The sequence below is a fragment of the Aldersonia sp. NBC_00410 genome, assembly GCF_026342035.1.
Classification (GTDB): Bacteria; Actinomycetota; Actinomycetes; order Mycobacteriales; family Mycobacteriaceae; genus Aldersonia.
The window spans coordinates 116,391-142,590 of sequence record NZ_JAPENM010000009.1; the positions used below are offsets into that span (position 1 = coordinate 116,391).

The following is a 26,200-nucleotide window of genomic DNA, read 5'->3' on the forward strand; positions in this document are numbered from 1 at the left end:
CTTGCTTGGCACCCCCTTCGGACCGTTCCGGGCGACCTAACGTGGCCGAATGGCCGCTCCGCGATCCGCCCGCTCTCGCCCCTCCCGGACTCGACTGGGAACGACGGTTTTCGATCGTCTACCGGGCCTGATCCGCCCTCGTTGGACAAATACCGTCCGCGCTCGCCGCATTCTGGCCGCCGCGCTCGCCCTGCTTGCGGTCGCCGTCGCGGTCCGCGGTGACCCTCGCTCGGAGCGGGTCGCGATCATCGTCGCGGCGCGCGACCTCCCGTCCGGGCGGACCCTCGCGCCGGACGACCTCCGCTCGATCGGTCACGACGCGGGCACCGTGCCCAGCGGGGCGTTGCGCACACCCGATCTCGCGGTCGGCCGGACGCTCGCCGGTGCCGCCCGCGCGGGCGAACCGATCACCGATGTCCGGGTGCTCGGCGCTCGCCTCGCCGAACTCGCGGCCGGCTCCTCCGACGCCCGGATCGTCCCGATCCGGCTCGCCGATCGGGGCGTGGCCGGACTGCTGCGCTCGGGTGACCGCGTGGACGTCGTAGCCGCCACCGAGCCGAACCCCTTGCCGGACGGCGACGAGAGCGAGTCCGCACCGGTGGCGCGCACCTTGGCCATCGATGCCGCCGTAGTGCTGGTGTCCGACGCCGCGGATGTCCGCGATACCGAACGCATGGTCATGGTCGCGCTGCCCGCCGCGCAGGCCACCGCTGTCGCGGCTGCTTCGCTGTCGAGCGCGCTCACCGTCGTCTTTCACTAGCGGTCGCGGACACGAGTGGACCCGGTCGAAAATTGCGAGGCCGCACGAGGCGCCGAAGTCCGGTTTAGCATCGGGCAGACCGTCGAAAGTGACCTCTCACCGGATCGGAGACCACAGGAATGCTGAAAGGTTTCAAAGCCTTCATCATGCGCGGCAACGTCGTCGATCTCGCGGTCGCCGTCGTCATGGGCACCGCGTTCACCGCGATAGTCACCGCGTTCAGCAACAACTTCATCAACCCGATCATCGCGGCGTTCGGTGGTTCCAGCGATCTGGGTTTCGGCTTCCAGATCACCGACAGCCCAGAGACGTTCGTCAATATCGGCGCAATCATCACCGCAGCGATCAACTTCGCGATCATCGCGGCGGTGCTCTATTTCGTCATCGTGCTGCCGATGACCACCGCAAAGAAGCGATTCGTCGCGGCCGGCGAGGAAGAGCTGACCGACACCGATGTGCTCATCCAGATCCGCGACCTTCTCGCCAACGGGTCGAAAGCGCCTGGCGGCGAAAAGAATCCGGGCAGCGGCCCGACTAGGTAGTCGGTCGGCGAACACAACCGAGGGGCGGATGGCAATCCATCCGCCCCTCGGTTCCGTTTGCTATTCGGTTGTGCGGCCGATCAGCCGATGCTGAACGGCTGGCCCCACAGCGTGACCTTCGAGCTCACGTTGTCGGTCGACACCTTGACAGTGATGTAGGAGCGGGCCTGCGCGTAACCGGCGCAGCCGCTGACGCCGAACGAGGCGTCCGACCAGTTGACCGTACCGTCGGTTCCCTCGAACGAGTTGTCGGCGCTGTGGTCCTCGCTGCCGAAGTCGTCCGGGGCCTCGAGGTCGAGGATCGGGAACTTGACCGCCTGGCCGGGGCCAATAGTGATGCCGCCGGAGACGCCGGGCGTACTCGTAACTCCCCCGGTAACGGCCCCCGTCCCATCGACCGCTCCGTTGCCGCTGAGATCGGCACCGCCGCCGCCTTCGCCGCCGAAGGTGAGCTGGCAGGCGACGATGTAGCCCGGCTCGATGCTGCCGCCAGCGTCGGTGCTGACGTGGACGCTCGCGAGGCCCGAGGTCCACACGTTGCGGTGCAGCGGGGTGGCCCCCATCGACGGGCTGATCAGGGCCGACTCGGCGCTACGACTGACGGTCACGACGGTGCCGTCATCGAGGGTCCTGACGATCTGGCCATCGGGCAGTGGGACGAAGGTGTCGGCATTGGCGGCGCCGGCCGAGAAGAAACCGAGCGCGACGGTCGAGACGGCTCCCAGACCGGCCAGCCGCACACCGTTTTTGAGCATGCTGTTCATGTTGTTCCTTGGTGTGAGTTCGCTACGCGAAAGTGGGTGGTCGGGTCGGGATCAGCCGATACTGAAGGGCTGGCCATACAGCGTGCCCTTGACGTAGTTGTTGCCGATGATCTCGACGTTCGTGTACGACCGCGCCTGCGCGTAGCCACCGCAGCCCTGGATCTCCATTTGCACGTCCTGGTAGTCGTAGGCGTACCGGCCGGCCTTGGTAATGTCCTTGGTTCCGACTTCCACCCACTTGACCTGACCCGCGGAGATCGGCACGGTGATCGACCCCGTAATACCACCGTCAGCGCCGAGCGACGGTCCGTCTGAACCCAAACCCAGTGGGGCGTTGAGACTGGCCCCGAGGTCGCCGCCGAGTCCGCTGACGTCCAGCTGGCAGCCAACGATGTACCCCGTATTCAACTGCGAGGCACCGTGCGTGGAGGAGTTGTTGGTGCCGCTGTTCTCGGCATCGTCGGTCGGGCTGCCGTTGTTGGGTCCGACCTCGCCCTCGGGGGTGACGGTGACATCGGCCCAGGCCTTACCCGAAACCCACACGACCCGGCCGGCACCGTTTGCGGCAAGCGACGGCGAAACGATCGCCGAGGACGCGACATGACCAAGCGTGTAGCCCGGTCCGGCCTTCTGGCCGTCCGGCAGTGGCACGAACACATCGGCGCTCGCCGCGCCGGTGGACAACAGCCCGATCGCGACGGCGGCAGCCGCGCCGACGCCGGCAATCTTGGCGCCTCGGCGAAGGCCGGGGTTGCGGTTCTCGCTCATAATTCCCCTCATCAGGTGTCTTACTTTCGCTCCGTACCGACCATCGAAACGGAGGAGTGGACCCGTAGGGCCCAGCGAAGTTTTACGCCGGTAGGTTTCCGGCAAGTTACGTACCGTGTTAACTCGCCGATAACCATCGAATTCTCAACGAGTTGGGATGCACCCGCCGAGAGTTCAATGCGCACGATTCGCTCGCGGACCTGTGTTGAGTACGACTCGGAGGGAACACTAACGGCCCGGTAACGACCCGGCAACGCGGCACCAAAGCGCTGTTCATGTGATCCATATCACACTATCGCGCGGGCGGTAACGGGGTACTCGATTTCGTTGGAAAGCCCCCGTGACGTGCGGTTCAGCCGTGGTGCGGGGGAATCTGCGAACGCAGCCATTCGTCGCGGGAATTGCTCGTCGAACCGGAATGCTCGGGAGCGGAGTTCTCGCCGCCGGCATCGGGATCCCGTGCGTCATTCGTCGTGTCGGGCAAGACATCTCCGAACACACGAGCAAGACGAGCGGCCTCGGCGGGCGAACGCTGCACGCGCCGCGGTGTCTCGGTCGCGGGCTGCTCACGTTCGTCACGACCGAGGCCGCTCGTAGGTTTGTTGTCGATTATTCGGTCCACCAGGGGTTTTCGGTTCAGTACAGCCGGAGGGTTCGCCTGTTCAGTCCAGCATGCCGGACAACTGATCGATGACATGGGCGGCCAACGGTGTCAGCGTCGCCATGCCGTCGCGCACCGCGGCGCGCGACCCGGCGATGTTGACCACCAGGGTGCTGCCGGAGACGCCGGCCAACCCGCGAGACAGTCCGGCGTCCAGCGATCCGGCCGCCAGGCCGGACGTGCGCAGGGCCTCGCTGATGCCGAGCAGCTCGCGATCGAGCACATCGGCGGTTGCGTCCGGGGTGACGTCGCGCGGGGACACGCCGGTACCGCCGACCGAGATCACCAGGTCGACGCCGCCGATCACCGCGGTGTTGAGCGCGTTGCGGATCTCGACCTCGTCGGCCGAGACCAGAACCGTCGCATCCACGATGAAACCGGCCTCGTTGAGCAGCTCGGTGACCAGCGGGCCGGTCGAATCGACGGTGTCTCCGTGCGCGGTGCGGTCATCGACGATGACGACGAGCGCACGGCCGGCAACCGGGGTATCGATCTCCATGGTGCTTACCGTAGTGCCAAGCGCCCCGACCAGTTCGAGCTGTCCGGCTATGCCGCCCAACTCGCGCCGCCCGCCCCCGGTCTGCATCAGCGGCCGCCGTCCGGCGCCGAGCCGAGCGTGACGCTGACGGTCTTCGCGTTGCCGCCGTTCGGGTCGGTGTAGGTGATCTGCACCTTGTCGCCCGGCACGTACGAACGCACCGACGCGATGAGCGCGTCACCGGCATCGATCACCCGGTCGTCGACCTTGGTGATGACCGCACCCTTCGGGATCCCGGCCTGCGCCGCCGGTCCGCCCTCGGTGACCGCCATGACCTCGGCACCGTTGTACTGGTCCTGCGTCGGGACCTGCACACCGATGAGCGCGTGCGTGGCCTTACCGGTCTTGGTCAGCTCGTCGGCGATCCGACGCGCCTGATCGACGGGGATGGCGAAGCCGAGGCCGATGGAACCGGCCGTCGACTCGGCGCCGCCAGTGCCGCCACCGAGGGACGCGATGGCGGTGTTGATGCCGATGAGTTTGCCGTCGCCGTCGACGAGCGCGCCGCCCGAGTTGCCCGGGTTGATCGCGGCATCGGTCTGGATCGCGTCGATGACGGTCGCCTGATTCGACGCCTCGCCGCTGGTGGACACCGGCCGATTCAGCGACGAGATGATCCCGGTGGTGACGGTGCCGGCCAGGCCGAGCGGGGAGCCGACGGCGATGACTTGCTGACCCACCGCGAGGTTCTCCGAGCTACCCAGCTCGATCGGGGTCAGGCCCGACTTGCCCTCGGCCTTGATCACGGCGATATCGGTCACCGAGTCGGCGCCGACGACAGTCGCCGGCGCGGTGCTGCCGTCGGAGAACGCGACCTCGAGCTTCGCGCCCGTACCGGCGCCGGTGGCGACGTGGTTGTTGGTGAGGATCAGCCCGTCCGAGGACAGGATGACCCCGGAGCCCTCGCCCTGGGCCTGCTGGCTGGTGACCTTGATCATCACGACGCTCGGCAGCACCTTGCCGGCGACGGCCTGTACGGACCCGGCGGGCGCATTCACCGCGGGACTCGTGTTCGGCTTGGTGTCGAGCGCGTTGGACACCTGCGTCGAGCCGCTGTCCTGGTCGGTGACCACGGCGCCGACAGCGCCGCCGATACCACCGCTGACCAGGGCGAGCACGACCGCGCCGACGACCAGTCCGGTGCGGCGCGGCTTGCGCGGCGCGGGTTCGAGGGTGGCGACGTTCGGCAGCTGCCCGGTGGGCTCACCGCCCGGCTGCGCCCACGGGTACTGCGCGGTCGGCTGATAGCCGGGCGCATAGCCTTGTGGGGGTTGCTGCGGCGGCAGTTGCCGGCCTTCGTAGGGCTGCTGGGGCTGCCGGTAGTTCTGATACCCGGGATATCCACCGGCCTGTTGGCCGTAGGACGGCTGCTGGTTCTCGTGGTTGCGATCGTCGGTCATCGTCTGCCTTTTCCCGTTCTCTTGGTTGCCCCCAGTTTTCCCGGCGGGGCTGAGAACGGCCTGAGATGGGCCCACTAATTCACCGAGACATTTGCCCGCCCGGTGTGCCTTCCGTCACCAGTATCCCCGTGCGCGGATCGATCACGTCCGCGGATGGTTCGCCTCCAGCGCCGCCGCGCCCCCGTCGCCCGGAAGCACGATCTTGATCTGTGCACCGCCGCGACTCGACGTCTCCACCGCGATCGTGCCGCCCTGTTTCACCACCACCTGCCGCACAATCGCGAGTCCGAGACCCGAGCCGGGCATGGACCGCGACGCGGTGGTGCGATAGAACCGCTCGAACACCAATTCGCGTTCGTTATCCGGGATCCCGGGACCGGCGTCGGCGATCGTCAGCTCGAGCAGGCCCGCACCGGTCGGGCGCATCAACACCTCGACCCGCTCCCCCGCCGGACTCCACTTGGCGGCATTGTCGAGCACGTTCAGCACCGCGCGCTGCAGGCCCGGCTCATAGCCGTAGACGAACCACGGACACAGCTGCGCGACGAACTCCACGTCGGCTCGGCGCCGCCGAGCCCGCTCCAGCGCGCGCTCCACCACGTCGCCGAGATCGACCGGCTCGTAGACGGTTTCGGGAACGTCCTCACGGGCCAGGTCGACCAGATCGCCGACAAGCGTGGACAGTTCCTCGATCTGCGCCATCACGTCCGCGCGCAGGTCGGACATGTCCTGCGCCGGAAGCTGCGGTGCACCCGGTCGGCTCGACGCGATGAGCAGTTCCATATTGGTACGCAGCGACGTCAGCGGGGTGCGCAGCTCGTGACCGGCGTCGGCGACCAATCTGCTTTGCCGGTCCCGTGATTCGGCGAGCGCACGCAGCATCGTGTTGAAACTCAGTGTGAGCCGGGCGAGTTCGTCATTGCCGGTGACCGGGATCGGGGTGAGGTCGTCGGTGCGCGCGACCCGCTCGGTGGCCGCGGTCAGTCGCCCGACCGGACGTAATCCGGCGCGTCCCACTGCCATTCCGGCGAGCGCGGCGAGCACCACACCCCCACTGCCGACGAACAGCAGCACCCACGCCAGCCGATTCAGCACCGCCCGTGTCGGCGCCAGGTCCTGCGCGATGACCAGTGTCGAACCGCTGTTCGTGCGTTCGCTCAGCACCCGCTGATCGTTGACGGTGCGCAGCGAGGACGTCTGTTCACCTTTGGCGACGGCGAGTTCGTCGGTGCCGATCGGCGCGTCCGAGCCGGGCGGGTTGTACACCCGCAGGTCCGGGAAGATCAGCGCGGCGCTGATGTCCTGCGAGTAGAACGTGGCCAGCGAAATCGAGCGGAAGTCGAAGGCTTCCAGGTTGTTCTCGATCAACGTGGACGCCCGGGTTTCGAGCTGCTTGTCCACATCCGCGTAGAGCGCGCGGGCCACGACGGCGTACGCCGCGACCGCCATCACCGCGACCGCGATGGCCACGACCGAGGCGGCGAGCATGGTCACCCGCGAGCGCAGCGAGACCGAGCGGGTGAGGACAGAAGGCGGGCGCATCTCCTGCGGCCCGGAGCGACGCTTCCCGCCGGGAAACAGCCCCGATCTCACGGAGGCGTCTCGCGCAGCACGTATCCGATACCGCGCACGGTGTGGATCAGCCGGGTCTCGCCGTCTGCCTCGGTCTTGCGGCGCAGGTAACCGACGTAGACCTCGAGCGCGTTGCCCGAGGTCGGGAAGTCGTAGCCCCACACCTCTTCCAGGATGCGACTGCGGGTCAGTACCCGACGCGGGTTGGCCATCAGCATCTCGAGCAGGGCGAACTCGGTGCGGGTGAGGCTGATCGACCGCTCGCCACGGGCGACCTCGCGGGTGGCCGGGTCGAGTGACAGATCGGCGAACTGCATCGCGGCCGACTCGTCGGCGGCATCCCCAGTGGTGCGTCGCAGCAGCGCACGCAGCCGGGCGAGCAACTCCTCGAGCGCGAACGGCTTGGGCAGGTAGTCATCTGCGCCCGCGTCGAGGCCGGCCACCCGCTCGGATACCGAGTCGCGGGCCGTGAGGACCAGAATCGGCAGGTCGTCGCCCGTGCTGCGCAGCCGCCGACACACTTCCAAGCCGTCCACGCGCGGCATCATCACGTCGAGCACCATCGCGTCGGGGCGGGTGGCGACGGCCTTGTCCAACGCATCGACGCCGTCGACGGCGGTATCGACGGTATAGCCGTTGAAGGTCAGCGATCGCCGCAGCGATTCCCGCACGGCGCGATCGTCGTCGACAACCAATATGCGCATGGCGATAAGTGTGACCACACCGACTGAGATATGGCTGAGAAGCGGCATTCGCCGCGGGATATGGCTGAGAAGCGGCATTCGCCGCGGGATATGGCTGAGAAGCGGCGCTACTGCCTACGAAGCAGGAGCAGCCCGTCCCGATTACCGACCTCGACGTAGCCGGCCGCCCGCGCGTCGCGCAATGCTTCCCGGTCGCCGTCTGCGTCGCGGGGCCAGCCCGGCGGATCGCCGACGTTGACCACGATCCAGTCGGTGTCGACGTTGCCGCCGACCACCCCGCCGACTCGCCGCGGAAAGACACTCACCGCGTGGTCCGCGGCCAGTTGCGGAATGAGGTTGTTCGACGCCGCGACCGTCGCGCCGTGCGGAATCTGCGCTGCCAGCGCGTGCACGGCGGTGACTTGTGCATTCGGCCGCCACGTATCGGCCTGCGCGAGTTTGGCAAGCGGCAGGGATGGCGTCGCCACGAGGGCGACCACGGCGACCACGGCCAGCACCACCCTGCGGCCGCGGTCGGTGAACCAGCCGTCGCGGCGGCCTCGCACCAGCGCGTCGATGAGCGCCGCGAACATGATTGGCATCAGCACCGCGCTGTAGTGGAAGACCGGACCCCAGAAGCTGGTGTTGTCGCTGACGAACCGCCAGGCCAGCGTCGGTACGGCGACCAGCACGAGCGGCGAGCGCAGCGCGGCGAACCCGGTGACGAGCAGCAGCAGAAACAGCGTCGCGGCCCTCGGGTCACCGCCGATCACCCCGTTCGTGACCGCGTCGACCGCGCTGGCGATGCCCCCGGATGGCAGCTTGGAGGCCTGCCCGTACTGCCCGTCGGCGCTGAGCGCGGGCACGATCACCTTGACGGCCAGCGCGGTCCAGCCCAGCCCCCACACGATCGTCGCCAGGCCCCAGCGGCGCATCGTCCCGGGGGTCCAGAACGCCACCAGCGCGCCGATCACCGCGACAGTGAGGCCCAAGTCTTCTTTCACGAACACCAGCGGCAGCGCGTACAGCAGCGCCGCGGTCCAGCGCCGGTTGCCCAGCGCGGTCACCGAGAAGGCCAGTAGCGGAACCGCCAGGGCGATCTCGTGGAAGTCGAAGTTCAGTGCCGCCTGCACGCCCCAGGACAGGCCGTAGCCGATTGCGACGACGATGCCGGCGCCCACGCCGAGGCTGCGGACAGCCCAGCGCGACAGCGGAACGACGGCCAGCGCGAACAGCACCGCCTGCGCGACGAGCAGCGTCTGCGCCGAAGGAAATACCCGGAACAGCGGTCCGAACAGCGCCATCGCAGGCGAGAAATGATCCCCGAGCGCGTTGTAGCCGGGCCCGAGCAGCGGTACGACCGGAGCACGGAGCTCGGCGTAGGCCTTCGCCTCCTCCACGAAAATGCCCAGGTCGAAACCGGTCGTGCGTAGCTCGGCATGGTTGCGCAGCGACAGCGCGGCGTACAGCGGGGCGAGGATCGCCATCGCCACGAGCGGTATCACGATGTCCGCGCGAGGCAGTCGGCTCAGCAGGCGGGCAGCGGATGCCCGCGCTCGGCCGGTCCGCGGCGCGCCGGGGAGGACTGCGACGTCGTCGGCACCGGGCCGATTGATCGTTGTGCTCACGGCCAACTTTGTTTACCGGATGAAGCTGTGCCAAACCTGAAATTCGTGCATATCACCCCGAAATACCCCAATTACCACCGCGCGCCACTGCTGATCGCGAATATCCGGCCACCCCGCCGCTGTCGATCCGAGCAGCAGGTACGCCCTGCGTTGGTCCGGTACGATCGGGCGAAACCGACAAGCCGCGAACACCGCGCAATGCGGTGGTGAGGACTGGCCATGGCAACCAAGAGGACGCCGTCACGCAAGCCCCGCGTCGAACAGGGCCGTCGACCGAAGAAGAATCCTCTCATCACGGCGGGTATCGAGACGGTCGACTACAAGGACGTCAATCTGCTGCGCACGTTCATCTCCGATCGCGGCAAGATCCGTAGCCGGCGCGTCACCGGGCTCACCCCGCAGCAGCAACGGCAGGTCGCGGTCGCGGTGAAGAACGCCCGCGAGATGGCGCTGCTCCCGTTCACCAGCACCAATCGCTGACTACGCGTCGAGGCGCGCTACGCGTCGCCGTTGAGATATTCGACGAAGTCGATCAGGTGCGCGATCGCGAACACGACCAGTCCGACGGCGAAGAACAGCACCGATAGCACCACCAGCCAGGCGAGGACGCGCGCGACCGGGTTGCCGTAGCCGCGTCCGCCGAGCACCTTGATGAAAATGACGAATACGTCGATGAGTCGAACGAGCAGCATCATCGGCTTGTACCTCCGGCCCACCGGCACCCGACCGTCCGAGCAGTGGGGCAGAACATTTCGAACACGGATTCCCCCATTCCGTTACGTCATGCAGACATTGGAGAAGGTCAACACGGGCCAGCAGACGATCGAGCCGAGAAATGATACGACGACGTCGATTCCGTGCATTTGACTCAGATGCTCGGTATGCGTGAGCGTCCACACGACGCCGATCAAGCCGTATGGAATGAGCAAAAGAATTGCGGTGCCGATGAACTCGGACACCTTCATGTCGTAGCTGAAGATCCGGTCGAGCATTTTCAACATGACGTTGGCGCTCCTATTGTTTGGCCGACAACAGCGGCGAATCGACCTTGCTCACCAGCCAGCGGCTGTCGTGGTTCTCCAGTGAGAGCACCATCGACAGCTGGCCGGGTTCTTCCTTGCCCTCGGTGCCGGCGCTGGTGATGGACTGCCCGATCACCACGATCGCCTCGGCGCGGTCGGTGTCCCCGGTCCGCAACGCGCACTGGGTCGTCGCCGCCTTCGACACGACCTGCCCTTGGGACAGGACGTCGCGGAGGTCTTTGCTGGTCTTGTCGAACTCCGTCTTCCAGGCGCCGGTCGCTCCGTCGAGTACGGCGGCGAAATACGCATCGAGATGGTCGAAGTCGTAGTTCGCCAGCGTCGGCGCGTAGGCGCAGGCGGCGTCCCTGGCCGCGGCTTCGGCGTCGAGCAGGTCCTGTCGCTGCGCGGCTTCTCGGTAGTAGTAGGCCGCGGCGCCGGAGGTGGCGGCAACCAGCAGTCCCGCGACGAGCAGCGGAGCCCAGCGCTTGACTCCCGGACGCCGCGTCGCATCGTCGCGCTCCGACCCCGGTGCAGTCCCGGCCTCGTCGGTGGTTGTCATGGTTGCGATGCCCTTCTCGATAGTGTTCGGCGACAAGCTTTTTCGTGTAGAGCTAATTTCCCGGCGGCGGCGGCTTGGACAGTTCGTCGCCGGTGACGCCCGGTGGCGGACCGGAGGTGTCGTCGGGCACGTCCGGACGCGGCGCATTCGCCGAGCCGCGCACCTGCAGCGCCGGATTGTCGGTGACGCAGTAGTTGTAGAGCCGCACCCGACCGTCGCCTACCGTTGTCGGGCCGACCGGGATGGTGTCGTACTCGCAGGTCGGCCGCGGCCAGATGTCGACCAGCGTGTGGAACTCGCCGTCGTAGGCCGGCACGGCCAGGGCGTCCGAGCCCGCGCGCAGCGCCGGGAACAGCGTGGACATCGCCGGCGTGCGCAGCTTGGCCGCACGGGTGATGACGACGAAGTTCTGCACCAGATTCGTGAGCGGGTCGGCGGTCTCGGTCAGGACGGCGTTGAGCGTCGAGAGTTGGCCGGGTCCGCGGTCGAGGAAGTCGCGGACCTCCTGATCCGCGGCGGTGAGCTGCTCGAACAGCACGCCTGCCCCGCCGACGAGCCGACCGAGGTCCGGCTGCACCTGGGATGTGGTATCAGCGATGGTTTCGAGATTCGAGATCAGGTTTTCGGTCTGGGGCAGACGGCTATTCAAGCCGGCCATCGCCATGCTCAGCCCCGAGATCACGCTGCGCAACTGGTCGGGACCGCCCGCGAGCGCCTTGTCGAGTTCGGTGATCACCACGTCGAGTCGGTCGGGATTGAGCCCACCGATGAAGCCGCTCATGTTCGACAGCACCGAGGAGATGGCCACCGGGACCGACACCTGCGACGCATCGACCTGCGCCCCGTCGGTGAGGTAGGGACCGGTGTCGGACTCGGGGCGGAAGTCGATGAACTGCTCGCCCGCGGCCGAAAGTCGCCGCACCGCAACGGTGCCGCCCAGCGGGATCCGCTTCTCGGCGTTGATGCGGGCCACGGCCACAATGCCCTGGTCGGAGATTTCGACGCTGTCCACCTTGCCCACCCGCTCACCGCGGAAGGACACGTCGTTGCCGGGCAGCAGACCGCCGGAGGTGGTCATGTTCACCGTGACGGTGTACGTGCGCTGCATGGGGTTTACCCGCACCACGTAGGTGAGCAGGTATGCCACCCCCACCGCCAGGATGAGAATCAGGCTCAGGTTGGCGACGGCAATCTTGTGCCGCACCAGGAATTTCAGCAACGGCGGGTTCATCGTGGCGGCTCACTCTGCAGTCGGTAGATGACCTTCTCCAGCACTTGGGCGATGCTCCCGATGAATGCGGGCACATCCGAGCCCTGCGGGACGCGACTGCCGTTCGGATCGGTGAGCGCCCCGACGGACAGGAACGACACCGTCGCCGCGACCGCCAGCGAGGTGCCCTCGAACGACGCCTTCACTCCCGGGTACGCGGTGTGCAAGCCGTTCAGAGTGCCGGCCAGGTCGTCGCCCATATCGGTGAAACCGGTCATCAGCTTCTGCACGCTGTCGAACAGGCTTTGGAACTCGGTGCCGGTGGTGTTGGTGAAGTCACCGACGGCCGCCATCGTCACCCCGACCTTGCCGATGAGATCCGAAATGGACCGGTTGTTTTCGGAGATCACGCCGACGAGCGCCGGGAACGTGTCGGCGGCCTGACCGAGCTCGGTGCGGCGCGCGGCGAGGCTGGCCAGCAATGAATCCAGGCCGCCCAGGGTCGCGTCGATCTGCGTGGTGCGCTGGTTGACGCTGCCGATCACCCCGGTCAGTTCGGTCAGCAGATGCGACAACTGCGGCCCGCGCCCGGCGAGCATCGAGTCCATTTCGCTGGTGATTCGCGCGACCTGACTGATCGCTCCGCCGTTGAGCAGCATGGCCACCGAGGTGAGCAGGTCCTCCACCGACGCCCCGGCCGAGGTGCGCTCGAGGCCGATCGTCGCACCGTCGGCCAACCGCCCGCCACCCTCCTGCTTGGCCGGCAATGCGATCGCGACATAGACGTCGCCGAGCGGGGTCCCCTGTCGCAGTTCAGCAGTCGACCCTTCCGGCAGCACAACATCGGAGCGGATCTTCATCGCCACGTTCGCAACGAAATTCGCGGTGCCGATCTTGGTGACCACCCCGACATCCGAGCCGCCGACCTTGACGTGCGCCTGGTTGGGCAGGTTCAGCGCGTCGGCGAAGACCGCATTCACCGTGTAAGTGGAACTGCCCACGCCCGGCTTGGGCAGCGGCAGGTCGGCCGCGGTGACACCGCACCCGGCGGTGCCGAGCGCAGCACCGCCGACCAGCGTCACGCCGAGCACGCTGGCGAGGAATGATCTTGCGCGCGTGTTCATTCGGTCATTCCCAGCAGTGCGGCGGTCAGCCCGAAATCGGGTCCGAAGTCCTGCGGCTTGCCGGTCCGGCAACCGTCGGACCGCATTGCGAGCCGCTCACACAGTGTCGAGAGCATCTCGCCGTCGAGCACCGACTTGTCCGCGAGTGCATGCAACCGCACCGCGCGTTCCTCGCGGCTCACCGAGTTGTCGAGGTTCTGGAAGAACAGCGGAGCGACATCGACAAGCTCGGTGAGGCTGCGCGCGTTCTGCCGCATCTGGTCGGTCACGCCGGTCAAACGCGTGACGGCGCCGCCGAACTGGTCGCGGTGTTCCTCGATCACCGCGCTCGTGTTCGCCACGAAGTCGTCGAGCTGACGCAGCACGGCCTGCAGACCCGGGCCCTGCTCTCCCATCAGGGCGACGAGATCGGTGATGGTTCCGCTGAATTCGCGAACGGTTGCGTCGTTGTCGGCCACGATCGAGGTGATGTCGTTGAGCTTGACCAGTGTGTTCGAGATCTGGTCCTTGTTGGCCAGGGTGACCTTGAACGCGGCGGACAGATCGTCGAGTGTGTGCTTCAGCTTGTCGCCGTTCCCGTCGAGCAGCGGGAACGCCACCCGGCTCGCCATCGGGCCGTTCTGGTTGTCGCCGCCGAGCGCCGCACCGAGTTCGTCGAAGTTGGCCAGGATCCGGTCGAGTTCGACGGGGGTGCGGGTGCGTTCGAGCGGGATGTGATCGCCGTCGGCCAGCGTCGGCCCGTCCGTGTAGGCCGGGGTGAGTTCGACGTGCCGGTTGGTGATCAGTTGGGGCGACACGCTCGCCGCGACAGCGCTCGCCGGGACCTTGACGTTCTTGTCGATCGACATGGCCACTTCGACATAACTGCCTTTGGCTTCGATCTTCTCGATCCGGCCGACCGGCAGGCCGAGCACCGACACGTCGTTGCCCTCGTACACGCCTGCCACGTTCTCGAAATCGGCCGTGAACCGGATCCGCTCGGCGAGATACGCACTCGGCAGCGACGACACGCTGTCGGGCAGCATCGAGCACGAGGAGGTGACAAGGACTGCGGCACAGGCGGCGAACAGCTTGGCCCACATTCGGATCGATGATCTCTGCGGCGATTTCATTTGCACCCCTGCAGCACTTGCGCGAAACATAGCCAGTTGTCCGGAAACAGCCACGGCGCGTACACGTCGCCGTACGGTCCGTTGCCGAGGGCGTTGTTGAACTGCCGCAACGCGACCGGCATGATCTCGTAGAGATGGTCGAGGTTCGCCCGGTTCTTCTCCAGGCCCTGTGACATCGTGTCGAGATTGTCGATCAACGACCCGAACTGTCCGTTGTTCTCGCTGCCGAGGTCCTGCAGCATCTTCGACAGCGCCGCGACGTTGTCGAGGAGTTGGCGGATCAGGTTCTGGCGCAACCGAATCGCCTGCCCCACCGCTTCACCGCGCGACAGCAGGACAAGCACGCTGTTCCGGTTGTCCGACACCAGCTCCGAGACCGCGTCGAGGTTCTTCAGCAACCCGTCGATCTGGTCGGTGCGTTGCGTGATCACCCCGGCCAGCGAGCCGATGCTGTTGATCGCCTCCACGGTGAGATCAGCGGACCCGCCCATCTGCTCGTTGAGCACGTTCAGCGCGTCGCGCAGCTTCTGCGGGTCGATCCGCTCCAGATGCTCGAACTGCGAATTGTAACTGGGATCGTTGACCACCTTCGCGAGGTTGTAGGGCACATCGGTATTGCCCACCGGAATCCGGTTGCCCGGCAGGCCTTTCCCATCGCCTGGTGCGAGATCGACGTGGATTCGGCCGAGGATCGTCGACATCTCGATCGCCGCACGCGCGTCGGCACCCAGCTTGATATTGCCGCGGACGCGCAAGGTTGCCACCACGTGGTCGCCCTCGATACGCGCGGACTGCACCCGCCCGACCTCGACGCCACCGACGTCGACCGTGTCGCCCTGACGAAGTCCGGCGCCCTGCGCGAACTCCACGTCGATCGACTTGTCACCGACCCGGACATAGGACAACGTGCCCGCCCCGAGCAGCAGCACAACCACCCCGAGGCCGACCGCGATACCCAGCCAGAAGTGCCGGTGCTCGGCAAAGTCCGGTCGCGGAATCGAGGAGATGCGCCTGCGGATCCGGGCTGCCAGGCGGGTCCATCTGGAGCCGCCCTTTTCGAACATCACCGGCACACCTCCGAGTGCTGATTGCCGCCTACCTGCGAGAAGTAGCCGGGCGGCAGGATGATTCCCCACAGCGACACGTCGAGGCTGCACAGGTAGGCGTTGCCGTAGGCGCCGAAGCTGCTGAACCGCGCCACGCCATCGAGTACCCCCGGCAATTCGACGGCGGCCTGATCGAGCGACGCCCCGTTGGCGAGCAACAGCCCGATTCCCGTGGTCGCGGTGTTCTGCGCCCGCGCGATGCCCGGCTTCACCTGCCCGAAGAGACCGACGAGTGCCTCGGTGGAACCCGCCACCGTGTCGACCGAAGTCTTGAGCAGCTCCCCCTGGCTATAGAGACCCTCGACGAGCGACCGAGTTTGGGCAATCAACGTCTGCAACTCGGTACTCCGGTTCGCCAGGCCGGCGAGCACGACGCTCATATTGTCGATCACGTTGCCGAGGATGGCGTCGCGCGCGTCGAACGTTGCTGCGAGACCGGCTGCCTCGGTGATCAGGGTGCTCATCGAGACGCCGTTGCCCTGCAGCGCCTGCACCAGCGTCTCCGACAACGAGTTGACCTGATCGGGCTGCAGCACCGCGAACAGTGGCTGGAAGCCCGCCAGCAGCGTAGAGATATCGAACGACCCCTCGGTCCGCTCGATCGGGATCTCGCTGCCGGCAGACAGTGGCCCAGCATCCCCCGGCCCCGCTGCCAATGCGACGTACCGCTGCCCGATCAGGTTCTGGTAGCGCACCAGCGCTTTGGTATTCGCGTACAACGGCTGGTCGGCCTGCACCTTGAACGTGACCCGCGGATGGTTCGCGTCGTCGAGGGCGATCGATTCGATCCGGCCGACCCGCACGCCCGCCATCCGGACGTCGTCGCCGCTGCGCAGCCCGAGCACATCGTTGAATGTCGCGGTGTACTCGTGTGTTTCACCGTCGATCGAGCGCAGCAGCGTCGACCACATGACATAGGTAAGCCCGAGTGCGATGACCGCGAACAGACTGAAACCGATGAGCGCCTTACGTGTTCGCACGGCTAGTCCCCCTTCTCGGTGACGGTCACCGAGCCGCCGGCCAGCGCCGACTGCAGCAGTATCAACTGCGTCGCATTCGGCTTTGCGCCGACCACTGCCTCGACGGCGGCGGGTCCGCGCAGCGCGGCAGGATGCACCTGCGTCGGCTGTTGGGGCGCGGGCGGCGGGAGGCCGGGCAACTGAGGCAGCCCGGGTAGCTGCAGGCCGGGCACGCTCGGCAGCTGCGGCACCGCCACCGGCGCCGGCGCCGGCCCCGCCGAGTCGACCCGGCGCGGCAGCAGCTGCGGCGGATACTGTTGCTGCGGCGCGGTCGTCGGCACACTCGGTCCGCCGCAGCGTGGCCCGGCGAGCTCGCCGTAGTGCGGGCAGTCCTTGGCGGTGTACTGCTGGAACGGCGTCAACGACACATCCATCGACCAGACCATCTGCTTGCTGGGTCCCCACCGGAAAGTTTCGCCGAGGCTGCGCAACGCCCTGTTGAAGTTGGCTGCGCTATAGGGCAACGCCTCGGGGTCGTCGGCGAACGAGCCGAATACCTGGTCGACACCGACCACGAGTTCCTTGCCTGCATCGGGGTTGCGCGCGAACAGGTTGTTGACGGTGTCGACCGTGCCACCTGCGGTGGCGAGCAACGCGACGAGGTTGTCGCGACGGGCCACGATCGTGGAGGCGCTGTGTACGGACTCGCCGAGCGCGTCGATCAACTCGGGCGCGGAGGCGTTCAATCCCGCTGTTGCGGAGCCGAAGTCGCCGAGCAACTTGCCGAGATCCGGGATTGCCGCGTCGACGGAGGTAAGCCAGACGTCGAGACGCTCGATAGTCGAACCCGGAACGCGTGCTGCCGGATCGAGTGCATCTGCCAGCGTCGAAAGGACCCGGCCGAGCCGCTCCGGCTGCACCCGATTGAGCACGTTGCGCAACGTGGTGAGGGTGGATTGCAACTGCACCGTCGCCTCGCTGGTGTCCTCCGCGATCATCGTGCCGTCGGTCAGCGCGGGACCAGCGGGACCGGCGGAGCCGGCAGCGTTACCGCCGGCATCGACGAGTTCGACCGCGGTGACGCCGAAGATGTTGCTCGGGACGACGCGCGCCTTCACGTCGCTCGGAATCGATTCGGCGAAATGTGTGTCGAGGTCGATGTCGACGTGTTGCACCTCGCCCTTGTCGACGATGTCGACACGCGACACCGACCCGACGATCAGCCCGCGGTACTTGACGTCCGCCGCGGCGGGCAGCCCATCGCCGGTCGAGGTGAGCATGGCGGTGACTTCCACCTCGTCCTCGAATGCACCGGTGTAACGCAACGTCAGCAGGTACAGCAGCGACAGCATTACCAGTGCGCTGCAGATTCCGGCAATCGTCAACTGCCTGCCGGACGGCCCGCGTCCGCTCGGATCCTGAATCATCGCCGGCCCCTATCCGGAGATCGTGATTCCGGGGTCGATGCCCCAGATTGCAAGGGTGAGAAAGAGATTGGCGAATACGACGGTAACGATGACCATCTTGAGCGCGCGGCCGGCCGCGACGCCGACCCCCTCCGGACCACCGGTCGCGACATAGCCGTAGTAGCACTGCACGAACGTGGCCAGCATTGTGAACACGACGACCTTGATCAACGAGAACCAGATGTCGGTGCCGATCAGGAACTGGTAGAAGTAGTGCGCATACGTTCCCGCGGACGTGCCACCGAGAAACAGCACGGTGAGTTGTGTCGCGGCGTAGGCCACGGCGAGGCCGAGCACGTACAGCGGCACGATCGCCACCATCGACGCGATCATCCGGGTGGTCACCAGATACGGCAGCGGACGGATCGCGATCGACTCGAGCGCGTCGATCTCCTCGGAGATGCGCATCGAGCCCAGCTGGGCGGTGAACCGGCAGCCGGCCTGGAGCGCGAACGCGAGGGTGGCCAGGATCGGCCCGATCTCGCGGGTGGTCGCAAATGCCGAGAGCGCACCCGTCAGCGGGCTCATGGACAGCAGGTTCAACGCGCTGTAGGACTCCATGCCCACGGTCATGCCGCCGAACGCACACAGCGCGACGATGACGCCGATCGTGCCGCCGCCGACGACGAGCGAGCCGTTGCCCCAGGTCACGTCGGCCATCAGCCGGGCGACTTCGCGCCGATAGTGCTTGATCGTGAACGGAATTGCGGCGAGCGCCTGCCACAGTACGACGATCTGATGACCCATCCGCTGCAGCGTGCGATTCGGCGCGAGCGCAACCTCACGCGCGGCCTGCAGCGGCGCCAGGACGGGAGACACATAGGTGCTGGCCATCAGACTGCCTTACTCGGGAAGACCGTGTTGTAGATCTGGGTGACGATGATGTTGGTGGCGAACAGCATCAGCGCGGCGGTAACCACCGCGGAGTTCACCGAATTGGCGACACCGGCCGGTCCGCCGCGGGTGTGCAGCCCGGTGTCGCAGGCGATCACGGCCGTGATGACGCCGAAGATCGCTGCCTTGAACTCGGCCACGAGCAGGTCGTTTGCTACCGCGAATGAGGCGAAGGTGTCGATGAACGAGCCTGGCGTGCCGTCCTGGACGTAGACGTTGAACATGTAGCCGACGAGGAAACCGACGAACACCACGAACCCGCAGAGCAGGACGCTGACGATGATCGCGGCGAGAATGCGCGGCGCGACCAGGCGACGCATCGGGTCGACCCCCATCACCTTCATGGCGTCGATTTCCTCGCGGATGGTGCGCGAGCCGAGGTCGGCGCAGATGGCCGAGCCGACCGCGCCCGCGATCATCAGCGAGGTGACCAGCGGTGCGCCCTGCCGGATGATGCCGAGTCCGATCACGGCACCGATGAAGGTGGTCGCGCCGACCTGGTTCACCAGCGACCCGACCTGGATCGATACCACCACCCCCACCGGGATGGCGACGAGCAGCGTCGGCGCTGCGGCCACGCTCACCATGAAGGCGCACTGCCGAATGAATTCACCGAACGGAAAGCGGCGGGCGACGATGGAACGCACCAATTCCCCGACCGCCGTCGCCCCCATCGCGGCCTGTCGGCCGAGTGTCTCGACGGACCGGCGCGGATGACCGCGCCAGTACCCCTTCACCCACTCGACGGACTCTTCGAACTCGGTCTGATCCGAAGCAGTTTCGGTCGCGACCACGTCGCCCACCCCTTTCCTCACCGGCACATGGCCTCCCCCACAGGGGCCGGTGCGCAGTGGAGTGTGTCACAAACGAGCCGAGTGACACAAGCTGTAAGTTAACAGCCGTTCTCTTGCGCCACTCTGCGGGCCCACCGCACCGCCGGAAACCATGCCAGAAATTTCGGCAAGACGCCACAACGCTGTGCGCTGTACAAACACGCGAAACCGGACGACAGGTCGGCGGCAGGAGACAGCGGGTGGGACCTACGTCACAGCGAAGCTAAATATGTCCCGATTCGGACGCAGTTAGTCCGACGTCCGGGCGTTCTTGCGATCGAGGCCGTGCCGGACGACCCCGTACAGCACCCGCCCACCCAGGCCGATGACGAACAGGTTGCACATGATCTGGCCGGTGACAATCGCGCGGGAGAGGTCTGTTGTTGGGGTGATGTCACCGAAGCCGACGGTTGCGAAGACCGTGACGGTGAAATAGACCGCCGCCGTGCGGGATAGCGGCTCGGAGAACAGATCCGGGTCACCGGCTGCCATCTCGAAGTAGAGAGCCGAGAAGCCGAGCAGGTAGATCGGCATCGCCGCGGCCAGCGCCTCCAGCCCCTGCAGCACCGGACGGTCCGAATCCAGAATTCGGTTGATCTGCCAATAAACGACCAGACCGAAGGCGACCAGGACCACGACCAGCAGGATCCAGTCGCGTCGCTTGTCGTAATCGGTCAACGGCACGACCGAATACATGAGCAGTAGGAGACCGGCGGTGAGTGTCGGGCGCAGCAGCGCGCGGCGGATGAGCGCGCGGCGCTGTTTCGGCGTCAACTGGGCATCGGGACCGAACACCACACCACCGCTGTTGGCGATCACGGTGCGAGCCTAGAGCGCAACCTCCGTTCGGTCAGCGCTTCCGTAGCCGCATATAGTCGCCGACCACCGCGGCACCGAGTCCGTCGAGGTCGGGTGACACGACGCGACCACCCGCCCGGCGTGCCATCCGGTCGACGAACCGCGCCAGGCCCGGGTCCTCGCCCAACTTGAAGAAGGTGACCTGCGACCCGAGCTTGGTGAGGTTGTCCAGCTCGCGCACCGTCAGGGCGATGGTGCGCATGCTGGTCGGATAGTCGAAGTGCGCGTAGCCCTCCGGCTCGATATGCGCGGTGGGTTCGCCGTCGGTGACCACCAGCACCACCGGCTGCGCGTTCGGATTGCGCCGCAGATGCCTGCCGGCCAGCATCAGCGCGTGATGCAGGTTGGTGCCCTGCTCGTACGCGCCGTCCAGGCCGGCCAGTTCGGCCGTGCTGAGCGTGCGGGCATAGCGTCCGAAGCCGATCAGCTGCAGGTGATCACCCCGAAACCGCGTGGTGACGAGGTGGTTCAGTGCCAGCGCGGTCCGCTTCATCGGTACCCAGCGGCCCTCCATCACCATGGAGAACGACGTATCGACGAGCAGGGCGACCGCAGCCTGCGAACGCTGCTCGGTCTCGGTGACCTCGACGTCAACCACCTTCAGCCGCACCGGAGCCCGGTCGAAGCCGCCACCGCGCTCGGCGATCGCGCGCCTCGACGCCTCCCGCAGCACCGCGTTGGCGACGGTTCGCGTCACGTCCCAGGGCTCGGTGTCACCGAACTCCCACGGTCGGCTCGCACCGGTCGGCTCGCCGAGTGCACCGGACTTGCGGCTGTCGCGTTGTCCCGCGCGCCCGGACAACTGGTCCGCGACATCGCGCAGCGCCGCCTCGCCCAGCCGGCGCATCGCCTTCGGCGAGAGCCGCCACTGCCCGTCCGGCCCCTTGTCGAGGAATCCCTCGCGCTGCAATGCCTTCTCCAGCTCGGCAAGGGTCTTCAGATCGGCCACCGCTTCGTCGCCGAGATGACGGGCCAGCGCGTCGAGGTCGACATCGTCGAGCTGCGCGCCCGCGTACTGCTGGGCGAGCTGATCGCCGAGCTGCTCGAGCTCGGCAATCTCCTGCAGTGCGGAGGTGCCCTCGCCGAGACCCATCGGGTCGTTGCCGCGGAAACGCTGTGATCCCTCCCAGTCCTCACCGGGCCGGGCGGCGCGCAGGTTCGCGTCGAGCCGATCGAGCTGGTCCATCAACGACGGACTGCCGAATGCCTGCTGGGCGAGGGCATCGAGCTCGGCCCGCTGCTCGGGGGTCAGCGAATTCCGCAGTCGCTGTGCCGCGGCCGCACGCTGGGCGAGCGCGTCGATCAGCTCCTCGACGCTCTGGGGGTTCTCCGGGAAGTACTCGCCGTGGCGGTCCATGAAGTTGTCGAACTTCTCGGCGGTGTCCTCGCCGCGCGCATGCGCGTCGAGCAGATCGTTGAGGTCGTTCAGCATCTCGTTGATGCGTTCGCGGTCCTCGTCGGTGGCGTTCTCCAGCGCCTGCTTCATGCCGGCGAATCGCTGATCGAGCATCTCCCGGCCGAGCAGATCGCGGATCTTCTCGTAGTTCTCGCGCGCCGCGGCGCTGCGCCAGTCGTACTCGGACAGTTCCTGCACCGCTTGCGCGGTCGAGGGCGGCAGCTCGGCGAGCTGCATCTCGGCGAACCGCGCCTCGTCATCGAGGGCGCGGGCCAGCGCCTTGCGCTCCTCGAGCACCGCGGCGTCGAGCAGCTTGCGCACCTCCTGCAAGGTGCCGTCCAAGTTGCTGTGCTGCAACAACTCCCGGCGCCGGTTGTGCGCCTGCTGCGCGAGCCGGTCGAGCCCGTTCATCCGGTCCGTGCCGCGGCGCAACAGTTCCTGCAGCGCCCGCCTCGGCGAGGCGCCCGCCATCACGTCCTCGCCGATCGCGTCCAGGGCTTCGCGCAGATCGACCGGGGGCGCAAGCGGATCGCTGCCGTCGTAGGAGACGTAGCGGCTCGCGTGCCCGCCGCGGCGGGCCGGATCGACGGTCATCAGCCGTACACCAGCTGCCCGTCATCGCCGGCAACTTTCGAGATGCGCCGGGCCAGATACAGCCCCTCCAACGCCATCTCGGCCGCGGCCGCGCGTTCGCCGTCCGTGCCCGCACCCAGTCGCTCCGCGACCTCGTCGAGCGCCGCGAGTTCGGGCAGCTCGGCGAGCAGCGCCTTGGCCGTGATGCGCTCACCGGTGATCACCGGATCGCCCTGCTCCACCGCCGCGACGAGCGGACCGAAGTCGATGCCGCCCAACCGCTCCCGCGCAGTGTCTGCGGTGGCCCGGCGCAGCAGATGCTCCAGCACCTCCAGCTCGCGCCCCTCCTCGCCGGACTCGAACTCGATCTTGCCGCGCAGCACGTCGATGACCGTGCCCAGATCCACCGGGCGGGCGACGGGTTCGGCCTCGGACAGGATCGCGGCGCGGTGCACCGCCGCGGCCGCGACCGTCTCTGCGGCGGCCACCGCGAATCGGGCGGAGACACCCGAACGCTGATCCACCGACGTCGATTCGCGCAGCAGCCGGGTGAACCGGGCGAGCACCTCGAGCAGGTAGCCGGGCACCGCCGCGTCCAGGTGCGCCTCCTGCCGGATGACCGAGATCTCGTGGTCGAGCGCCAGCGGGTAGTGCGTCCGGATCTCGGCGCCGAACCGGTCCTTGAGCGGGGTGATGATTCGGCCGCGGTTGGTGTAGTCCTCCGGGTTCGCGCTCGCCACGAGCAGCACGTCGAGGTCGAGGCGCAGCGTGTACCCGCGCACCTGGATGTCGCGCTCCTCCATGACGTTGAGCAACGACACCTGGATCCGCTCGGCGAGATCGGGCAGCTCGTTGATCGCCACGATGCCGCGGTGCATGCGGGGCACCAGACCGAAGTGGATGGTCTCGGGGTCGCCGAGGCTGCGCCCCTCGGCCACCTTCACCGGATCCACATCGCCGATCAGGTCCGCGACGCTGGTGTCCGGGGTGGCGAGCTTTTCCGCGTAACGCTCACTGCGATGACGCCAGGCCACCGGGAGGTCGTCGCCGAGCTCGGCGGCCCGGCGTACCGACGCGGGCGTGATCGGCTCGTAGGGGTGCTCACCGAGCTCCGAGCCCTCGATCACCGGCGTCCACTCGTCGAGCAGCACGCTCAGCGTGCGCAGCAGCCGGGTCTTGCCCTGGCCACGCTCGCCGAGTAACACCACATCGTGGCCGGCGATCAACGCCCGCTCGAGCTGCGGAATCACGGTGTCCTCGAAGCCGACGATGCCCTGCCATGGGTCGCGTCCCTCGCGCAGCGCAGCGAGCAGATTCGCCCGCATCTCCTGTTTGACGGACAGCTGACGATGCCCGCTCGCGCGAAGTTCGCCGACGGTGACGGGCCGATCCTGAGTTGCGGTCACTACTACAAACTACGAGCGTTCCGCCGATGCGGCCACTGGGTGGTTCGGCTACTGCACAATCGCGACGATGGTGTCGACGAAGGCCCAGAAGTACTCCGGTATCCGGACGAACATCTCCCCCGTCAGCCACACCACGCCGCTGAGAAAGTCGAGCGGTGTTTCCTGCATGGCTCACGTTGTACTCCTCCGCACTCCAGGTGGGGGCTGTTTCGCACCGAATTCGTCACGACTCGGAGCTGACCGCCGGTTACCGTGCTCACATGGACGCGGCCAGGTGGCACCGCTGGGCCGGCCTCGCCGCCGTACTCGGTGCGATTCTCGCGATCAACCTGCTCGCCCACTTCCTCGACGAACCGGCGCAGTCGTTCGTCGTGCCGGTCGGCGCGCTCGCGTTGGTCGCGGCGGCACGGCTGTGCGGGCTGAGCTGGACCGAACTCGGATTGGGCCGTTCGACGGCAGGCCGCGGGCCGCGCTATGCCGCGGCGATCGTGGGCCTTATCGCCGTCGCGGTCGCGGTCGGTGTCGCGTTGCCGCTCACTCGCAGCCTGTTCCGCAACGAGGCCTACGACTCGATCGGCCCTGCCCTGTTCGCGGCGCTCGTGATCATCCCGCTGGTAACGGCCGTACCGGAGGAACTGATCTTCCGCGGCGTCCTGCTCGGTACCTGGCTGCGCGTGGCACGCCCGCAGATAGCGATCGCCGGGTCGGCCGTCACGTTCGGGCTATGGCACGTGCTGAGTTCACTCGGCCTGGCCGCAAGCAACGCCGGCATGTCGGACCGGCTCGGCGGGGACACCGGCGCGCAAGTGCTCGGCGTGCTCGGGGCGGTCGTCGCGACCACCGCGGCGGGCCTGGTGTTCGGCTGGTTGCGCTGGTACACCGGCAACCTGCTTGCCGGCGTGGCACTGCACTGGGCGCTCAACGGGTTCGGGGCGATCGGCGCGGCACTGGCCTGGCAGCTGAGCTGAGCGCGCGAGATCAGCCGCCAAGCTCGGCGGCTGCATTCCACGAGCGGGAGCGGCTACGGCGGATTGCCGTCGCCCGCAGAGTCCGCGGTGAGCGTGTCACCCGGGTGGTGGAAGTGGTTGATCCTTGGGCGTTGTCGCGGGTCGACATGCCTTGGTGGGATCCAGGCGGTGTGGCCGCGGTAGCGGTGGGTGCGCCACTGATCCTCACCAGGGCCGGCCAGTTTGTGATGCGCCGGGCACACGAAGGTCAGGTTCTCGATATCGGTCGCGCCGCCATCGGCCCACTCGCGCACGTGGTGGGCCTCGGCGCGGTAGCCAGCCATGGTGCACCCGGGGTAGCTGCAGCCGATATCGCGGGCATGCAACACGATCCGCTGATCCGGGGATGCGATCCGCTTGGACCGGCCCAGATTCCACACCCGTTGATCAACGTCATCGAAAATGCACAGATAGTGGTGCGCGTGCGCGGCCATCCGCACCAGGTCCCGCATCGGCAGCAGTGACCCGCCCGCCGTCGCGGCCGGCCCCGCCAGGTCCTTCAGTTCTTGCAGCGTGGTGGACACGATCACCGTCACCGGCAGGCCCCGATGCCGACCCAGCTCACCGGAAGCGAGCAGGGCGCGGCACATCGCCTTGACCGCATCGTGGTGCCGCTGACCCATCGAGCGGTTGTCTCGCCGGGAGGTCTCCTCGTCCGGCTCACCATCCACCCGCGGCGACTCATCCGCCGGGTTGCACATCCCGGGAGCGGCGAGCTTCTCGAGGATCGGCTCGAACAAGGCCCGCAATTCCGGATCGAGGCGTCCGGTCAAGCTACTCATCCCGTCCAAGTCCTGTTTACCGAGCCAGAGCCCGCGTTTGCGGGCCCGGTCGATCTCATCGAACTCCCCGTCCGGGTTCAGATACCCCGCAAGCCGGTCGGCGACCTTGCGCAACTCATCCGGGCGCATCGACTCAGCGAATCCCGCCAGCTGCGCCTCCGCGTGCTCGCGGGTGCCGGCGTCGATCGCATGCGGCAGATGTTTGAGAAACGAGCGGATCACCTGCACATGCCCGTCACCGAGCACGCCGCTCCGGACACCCTCGGCGGTCGCCGCCAGCTCCGGTACCAGCGGCTCCCCGGTGAACGAGGCGCGTGACGCCAACTGCTCGGCGGTGTCGAAGCGTTTCTTCGCGTCCAGCCGGGTGATCCGCAACGCGTCCGCCACGACCTGATGCGTATTCTCGCCACCGAAATCCGCGAGCGTCCGATGATCGCGAAGGCTTTGCAGCAGTTCATAACCCACGCTGGTCTGCCGCCGAGAAGCGGCCTCGAGCTCGCGCAGCACCGCCAACCGGCCAGCGCTGCTCATCGCCTCGAAATCGAGCCCGGCGACCATGGACACCGCCGCGTTGAGC

At 67.2% G+C, this 26,200-nt stretch carries 27 protein-coding genes; 4 read left to right on the forward strand and 23 right to left on the reverse strand.

The genetic code is table 11. The annotated features are described in order from the left end of the window. The first annotated feature begins 49 nt into the window (after positions 1-49). Together OG921_RS20590 and mscL are read left to right on the forward strand one after the other, a co-directional pair. Positions 50-760, forward strand: coding sequence for an RcpC/CpaB family pilus assembly protein (locus OG921_RS20590; protein WP_266114389.1), 711 nt, complete (start codon positions 50-52; stop codon positions 758-760). A 119-nt stretch (positions 761-879) separates the two neighbouring features. Continuing rightward, entirely contained in the window at positions 880-1,302 is a 423-nt protein-coding gene (gene mscL, locus OG921_RS20595; RefSeq protein ID WP_266114390.1) for a large conductance mechanosensitive channel protein MscL, read from the forward strand. Between the two features lie 80 nt (positions 1,303-1,382). Here mscL and OG921_RS20600 read toward each other — a convergent pair whose 3' ends face one another. From OG921_RS20600 to OG921_RS20635, 8 genes are all read right to left on the reverse strand, one after another. Beyond that, positions 1,383-2,066: an MspA family porin gene (locus OG921_RS20600; protein ID WP_266114391.1), complete on the reverse strand. Its 684-nt coding sequence runs from the start codon at positions 2,064-2,066 to the stop codon at positions 1,383-1,385. A 51-nt stretch (positions 2,067-2,117) separates the two neighbouring features. Further along, positions 2,118-2,834, reverse strand: a complete 717-nt coding sequence (locus OG921_RS20605; protein WP_266114392.1) for an MspA family porin — start codon at positions 2,832-2,834, stop codon at positions 2,118-2,120. 352 nt (positions 2,835-3,186) lie between these two features. Next, on the reverse strand, positions 3,187-3,318 hold the full coding sequence (locus OG921_RS20610; protein ID WP_323182833.1) for a hypothetical protein: 132 nt from the start codon (positions 3,316-3,318) through the stop codon (positions 3,187-3,189). Positions 3,319-3,496: 178 nt separating this feature from the next. Then, entirely contained in the window at positions 3,497-3,994 is a 498-nt protein-coding gene (locus tag OG921_RS20615; protein ID WP_266114538.1) for a molybdenum cofactor biosynthesis protein B, read from the reverse strand. Between the two features lie 86 nt (positions 3,995-4,080). Next, a complete protein-coding gene (locus OG921_RS20620; protein ID WP_266114393.1) occupies positions 4,081-5,433 on the reverse strand; it encodes a S1C family serine protease in 1,353 nt (450 codons plus the stop codon). A 141-nt stretch (positions 5,434-5,574) separates the two neighbouring features. Next, the gene (locus OG921_RS20625) at positions 5,575-6,975 is read right to left on the reverse strand and encodes a HAMP domain-containing sensor histidine kinase (protein WP_266114394.1); all 1,401 of its coding nucleotides are present in this window, start codon (positions 6,973-6,975) and stop codon (positions 5,575-5,577) included. A gap of 47 nt (positions 6,976-7,022) precedes the next feature. After that, positions 7,023-7,709 carry a response regulator transcription factor gene (locus OG921_RS20630; protein ID WP_266114395.1) on the reverse strand — a complete coding sequence of 229 codons (687 nt, stop codon included), beginning with the start codon at positions 7,707-7,709 and terminating at the stop codon, positions 7,023-7,025. Positions 7,710-7,816: 107 nt separating this feature from the next. Next, positions 7,817-9,316, reverse strand: coding sequence for a DUF2079 domain-containing protein (locus OG921_RS20635; protein ID WP_266114396.1), 1,500 nt, complete (start codon positions 9,314-9,316; stop codon positions 7,817-7,819). A 219-nt stretch (positions 9,317-9,535) separates the two neighbouring features. On the opposite strand from OG921_RS20635, the gene rpsR reads away from it, so the two are divergent. After that, positions 9,536-9,796: a 30S ribosomal protein S18 gene (gene rpsR / locus OG921_RS20640; protein WP_266114397.1), complete on the forward strand. Its 261-nt coding sequence runs from the start codon at positions 9,536-9,538 to the stop codon at positions 9,794-9,796. A gap of 17 nt (positions 9,797-9,813) precedes the next feature. Here rpsR and OG921_RS20645 read toward each other — a convergent pair whose 3' ends face one another. From OG921_RS20645 to OG921_RS20710, 14 genes are all read right to left on the reverse strand, one after another. Further along, entirely contained in the window at positions 9,814-10,011 is a 198-nt protein-coding gene (locus OG921_RS20645) for a hypothetical protein (protein ID WP_266114398.1), read from the reverse strand. Between the two features lie 81 nt (positions 10,012-10,092). After that, positions 10,093-10,317, reverse strand: a complete 225-nt coding sequence (locus tag OG921_RS20650) for a hypothetical protein (RefSeq protein ID WP_266114399.1) — start codon at positions 10,315-10,317, stop codon at positions 10,093-10,095. A gap of 13 nt (positions 10,318-10,330) precedes the next feature. Beyond that, on the reverse strand, positions 10,331-10,897 hold the full coding sequence (locus OG921_RS20655; RefSeq protein WP_266114400.1) for a hypothetical protein: 567 nt from the start codon (positions 10,895-10,897) through the stop codon (positions 10,331-10,333). 52 nt (positions 10,898-10,949) lie between these two features. Continuing rightward, positions 10,950-12,128, reverse strand: a complete 1,179-nt coding sequence (locus OG921_RS20660) for an MCE family protein (RefSeq protein ID WP_266114401.1) — start codon at positions 12,126-12,128, stop codon at positions 10,950-10,952. Further along, a complete protein-coding gene (locus tag OG921_RS20665; RefSeq protein ID WP_266114402.1) occupies positions 12,125-13,231 on the reverse strand; it encodes an MCE family protein in 1,107 nt (368 codons plus the stop codon). Before OG921_RS20665 ends, OG921_RS20660 begins: the two co-directional genes overlap by 4 nt. Beyond that, the gene (locus OG921_RS20670; RefSeq protein WP_266114539.1) at positions 13,228-14,313 is read right to left on the reverse strand and encodes an MCE family protein; all 1,086 of its coding nucleotides are present in this window, start codon (positions 14,311-14,313) and stop codon (positions 13,228-13,230) included. Before OG921_RS20670 ends, OG921_RS20665 begins: the two co-directional genes overlap by 4 nt. A 26-nt stretch (positions 14,314-14,339) precedes the next feature. After that, entirely contained in the window at positions 14,340-15,407 is a 1,068-nt protein-coding gene (locus OG921_RS20675; RefSeq protein ID WP_266114403.1) for an MCE family protein, read from the reverse strand. Beyond that, entirely contained in the window at positions 15,407-16,429 is a 1,023-nt protein-coding gene (locus OG921_RS20680; RefSeq protein ID WP_266114404.1) for an MlaD family protein, read from the reverse strand. Before OG921_RS20680 ends, OG921_RS20675 begins: the two co-directional genes overlap by 1 nt. A gap of 2 nt (positions 16,430-16,431) precedes the next feature. Beyond that, positions 16,432-17,835 carry an MlaD family protein gene (locus OG921_RS20685; RefSeq protein ID WP_266114405.1) on the reverse strand — a complete coding sequence of 468 codons (1,404 nt, stop codon included), beginning with the start codon at positions 17,833-17,835 and terminating at the stop codon, positions 16,432-16,434. 9 nt (positions 17,836-17,844) lie between these two features. Beyond that, the gene (locus OG921_RS20690) at positions 17,845-18,708 is read right to left on the reverse strand and encodes an ABC transporter permease (protein WP_266114406.1); all 864 of its coding nucleotides are present in this window, start codon (positions 18,706-18,708) and stop codon (positions 17,845-17,847) included. Further along, complete coding sequence (locus OG921_RS20695) at positions 18,708-19,562, reverse strand: ABC transporter permease (RefSeq protein ID WP_266114540.1); 855 nt, start codon at positions 19,560-19,562, stop codon at positions 18,708-18,710. Before OG921_RS20695 ends, OG921_RS20690 begins: the two co-directional genes overlap by 1 nt. A gap of 288 nt (positions 19,563-19,850) precedes the next feature. Further along, positions 19,851-20,420: a potassium channel family protein gene (locus OG921_RS20700; RefSeq protein ID WP_266114407.1), complete on the reverse strand. Its 570-nt coding sequence runs from the start codon at positions 20,418-20,420 to the stop codon at positions 19,851-19,853. A 31-nt stretch (positions 20,421-20,451) separates the two neighbouring features. Further along, positions 20,452-22,449 (reverse strand): VWA domain-containing protein, encoded by a 1,998-nt coding sequence (locus tag OG921_RS20705; protein WP_266114408.1) that lies wholly within the window; start codon positions 22,447-22,449, stop codon positions 20,452-20,454. Then, positions 22,449-23,834, reverse strand: a complete 1,386-nt coding sequence (locus OG921_RS20710; RefSeq protein ID WP_266114409.1) for a sigma 54-interacting transcriptional regulator — start codon at positions 23,832-23,834, stop codon at positions 22,449-22,451. The genes OG921_RS20705 and OG921_RS20710 overlap by 1 nt, the downstream gene beginning before the upstream one ends. 260 nt (positions 23,835-24,094) lie before the next feature. Here OG921_RS20710 and OG921_RS20715 point away from each other — a divergent pair, with 260 nt between their 5' ends. Beyond that, positions 24,095-24,802, forward strand: coding sequence for a CPBP family intramembrane glutamic endopeptidase (locus tag OG921_RS20715; RefSeq protein WP_266114410.1), 708 nt, complete (start codon positions 24,095-24,097; stop codon positions 24,800-24,802). Positions 24,803-24,855: 53 nt separating this feature from the next. On the opposite strand, the gene OG921_RS20720 is transcribed toward OG921_RS20715, so the two are convergent. After that, complete coding sequence (locus tag OG921_RS20720) at positions 24,856-26,181, reverse strand: HNH endonuclease signature motif containing protein (RefSeq protein WP_323182841.1); 1,326 nt, start codon at positions 26,179-26,181, stop codon at positions 24,856-24,858. Positions 26,182-26,200: the final 19 nt, after the last annotated feature.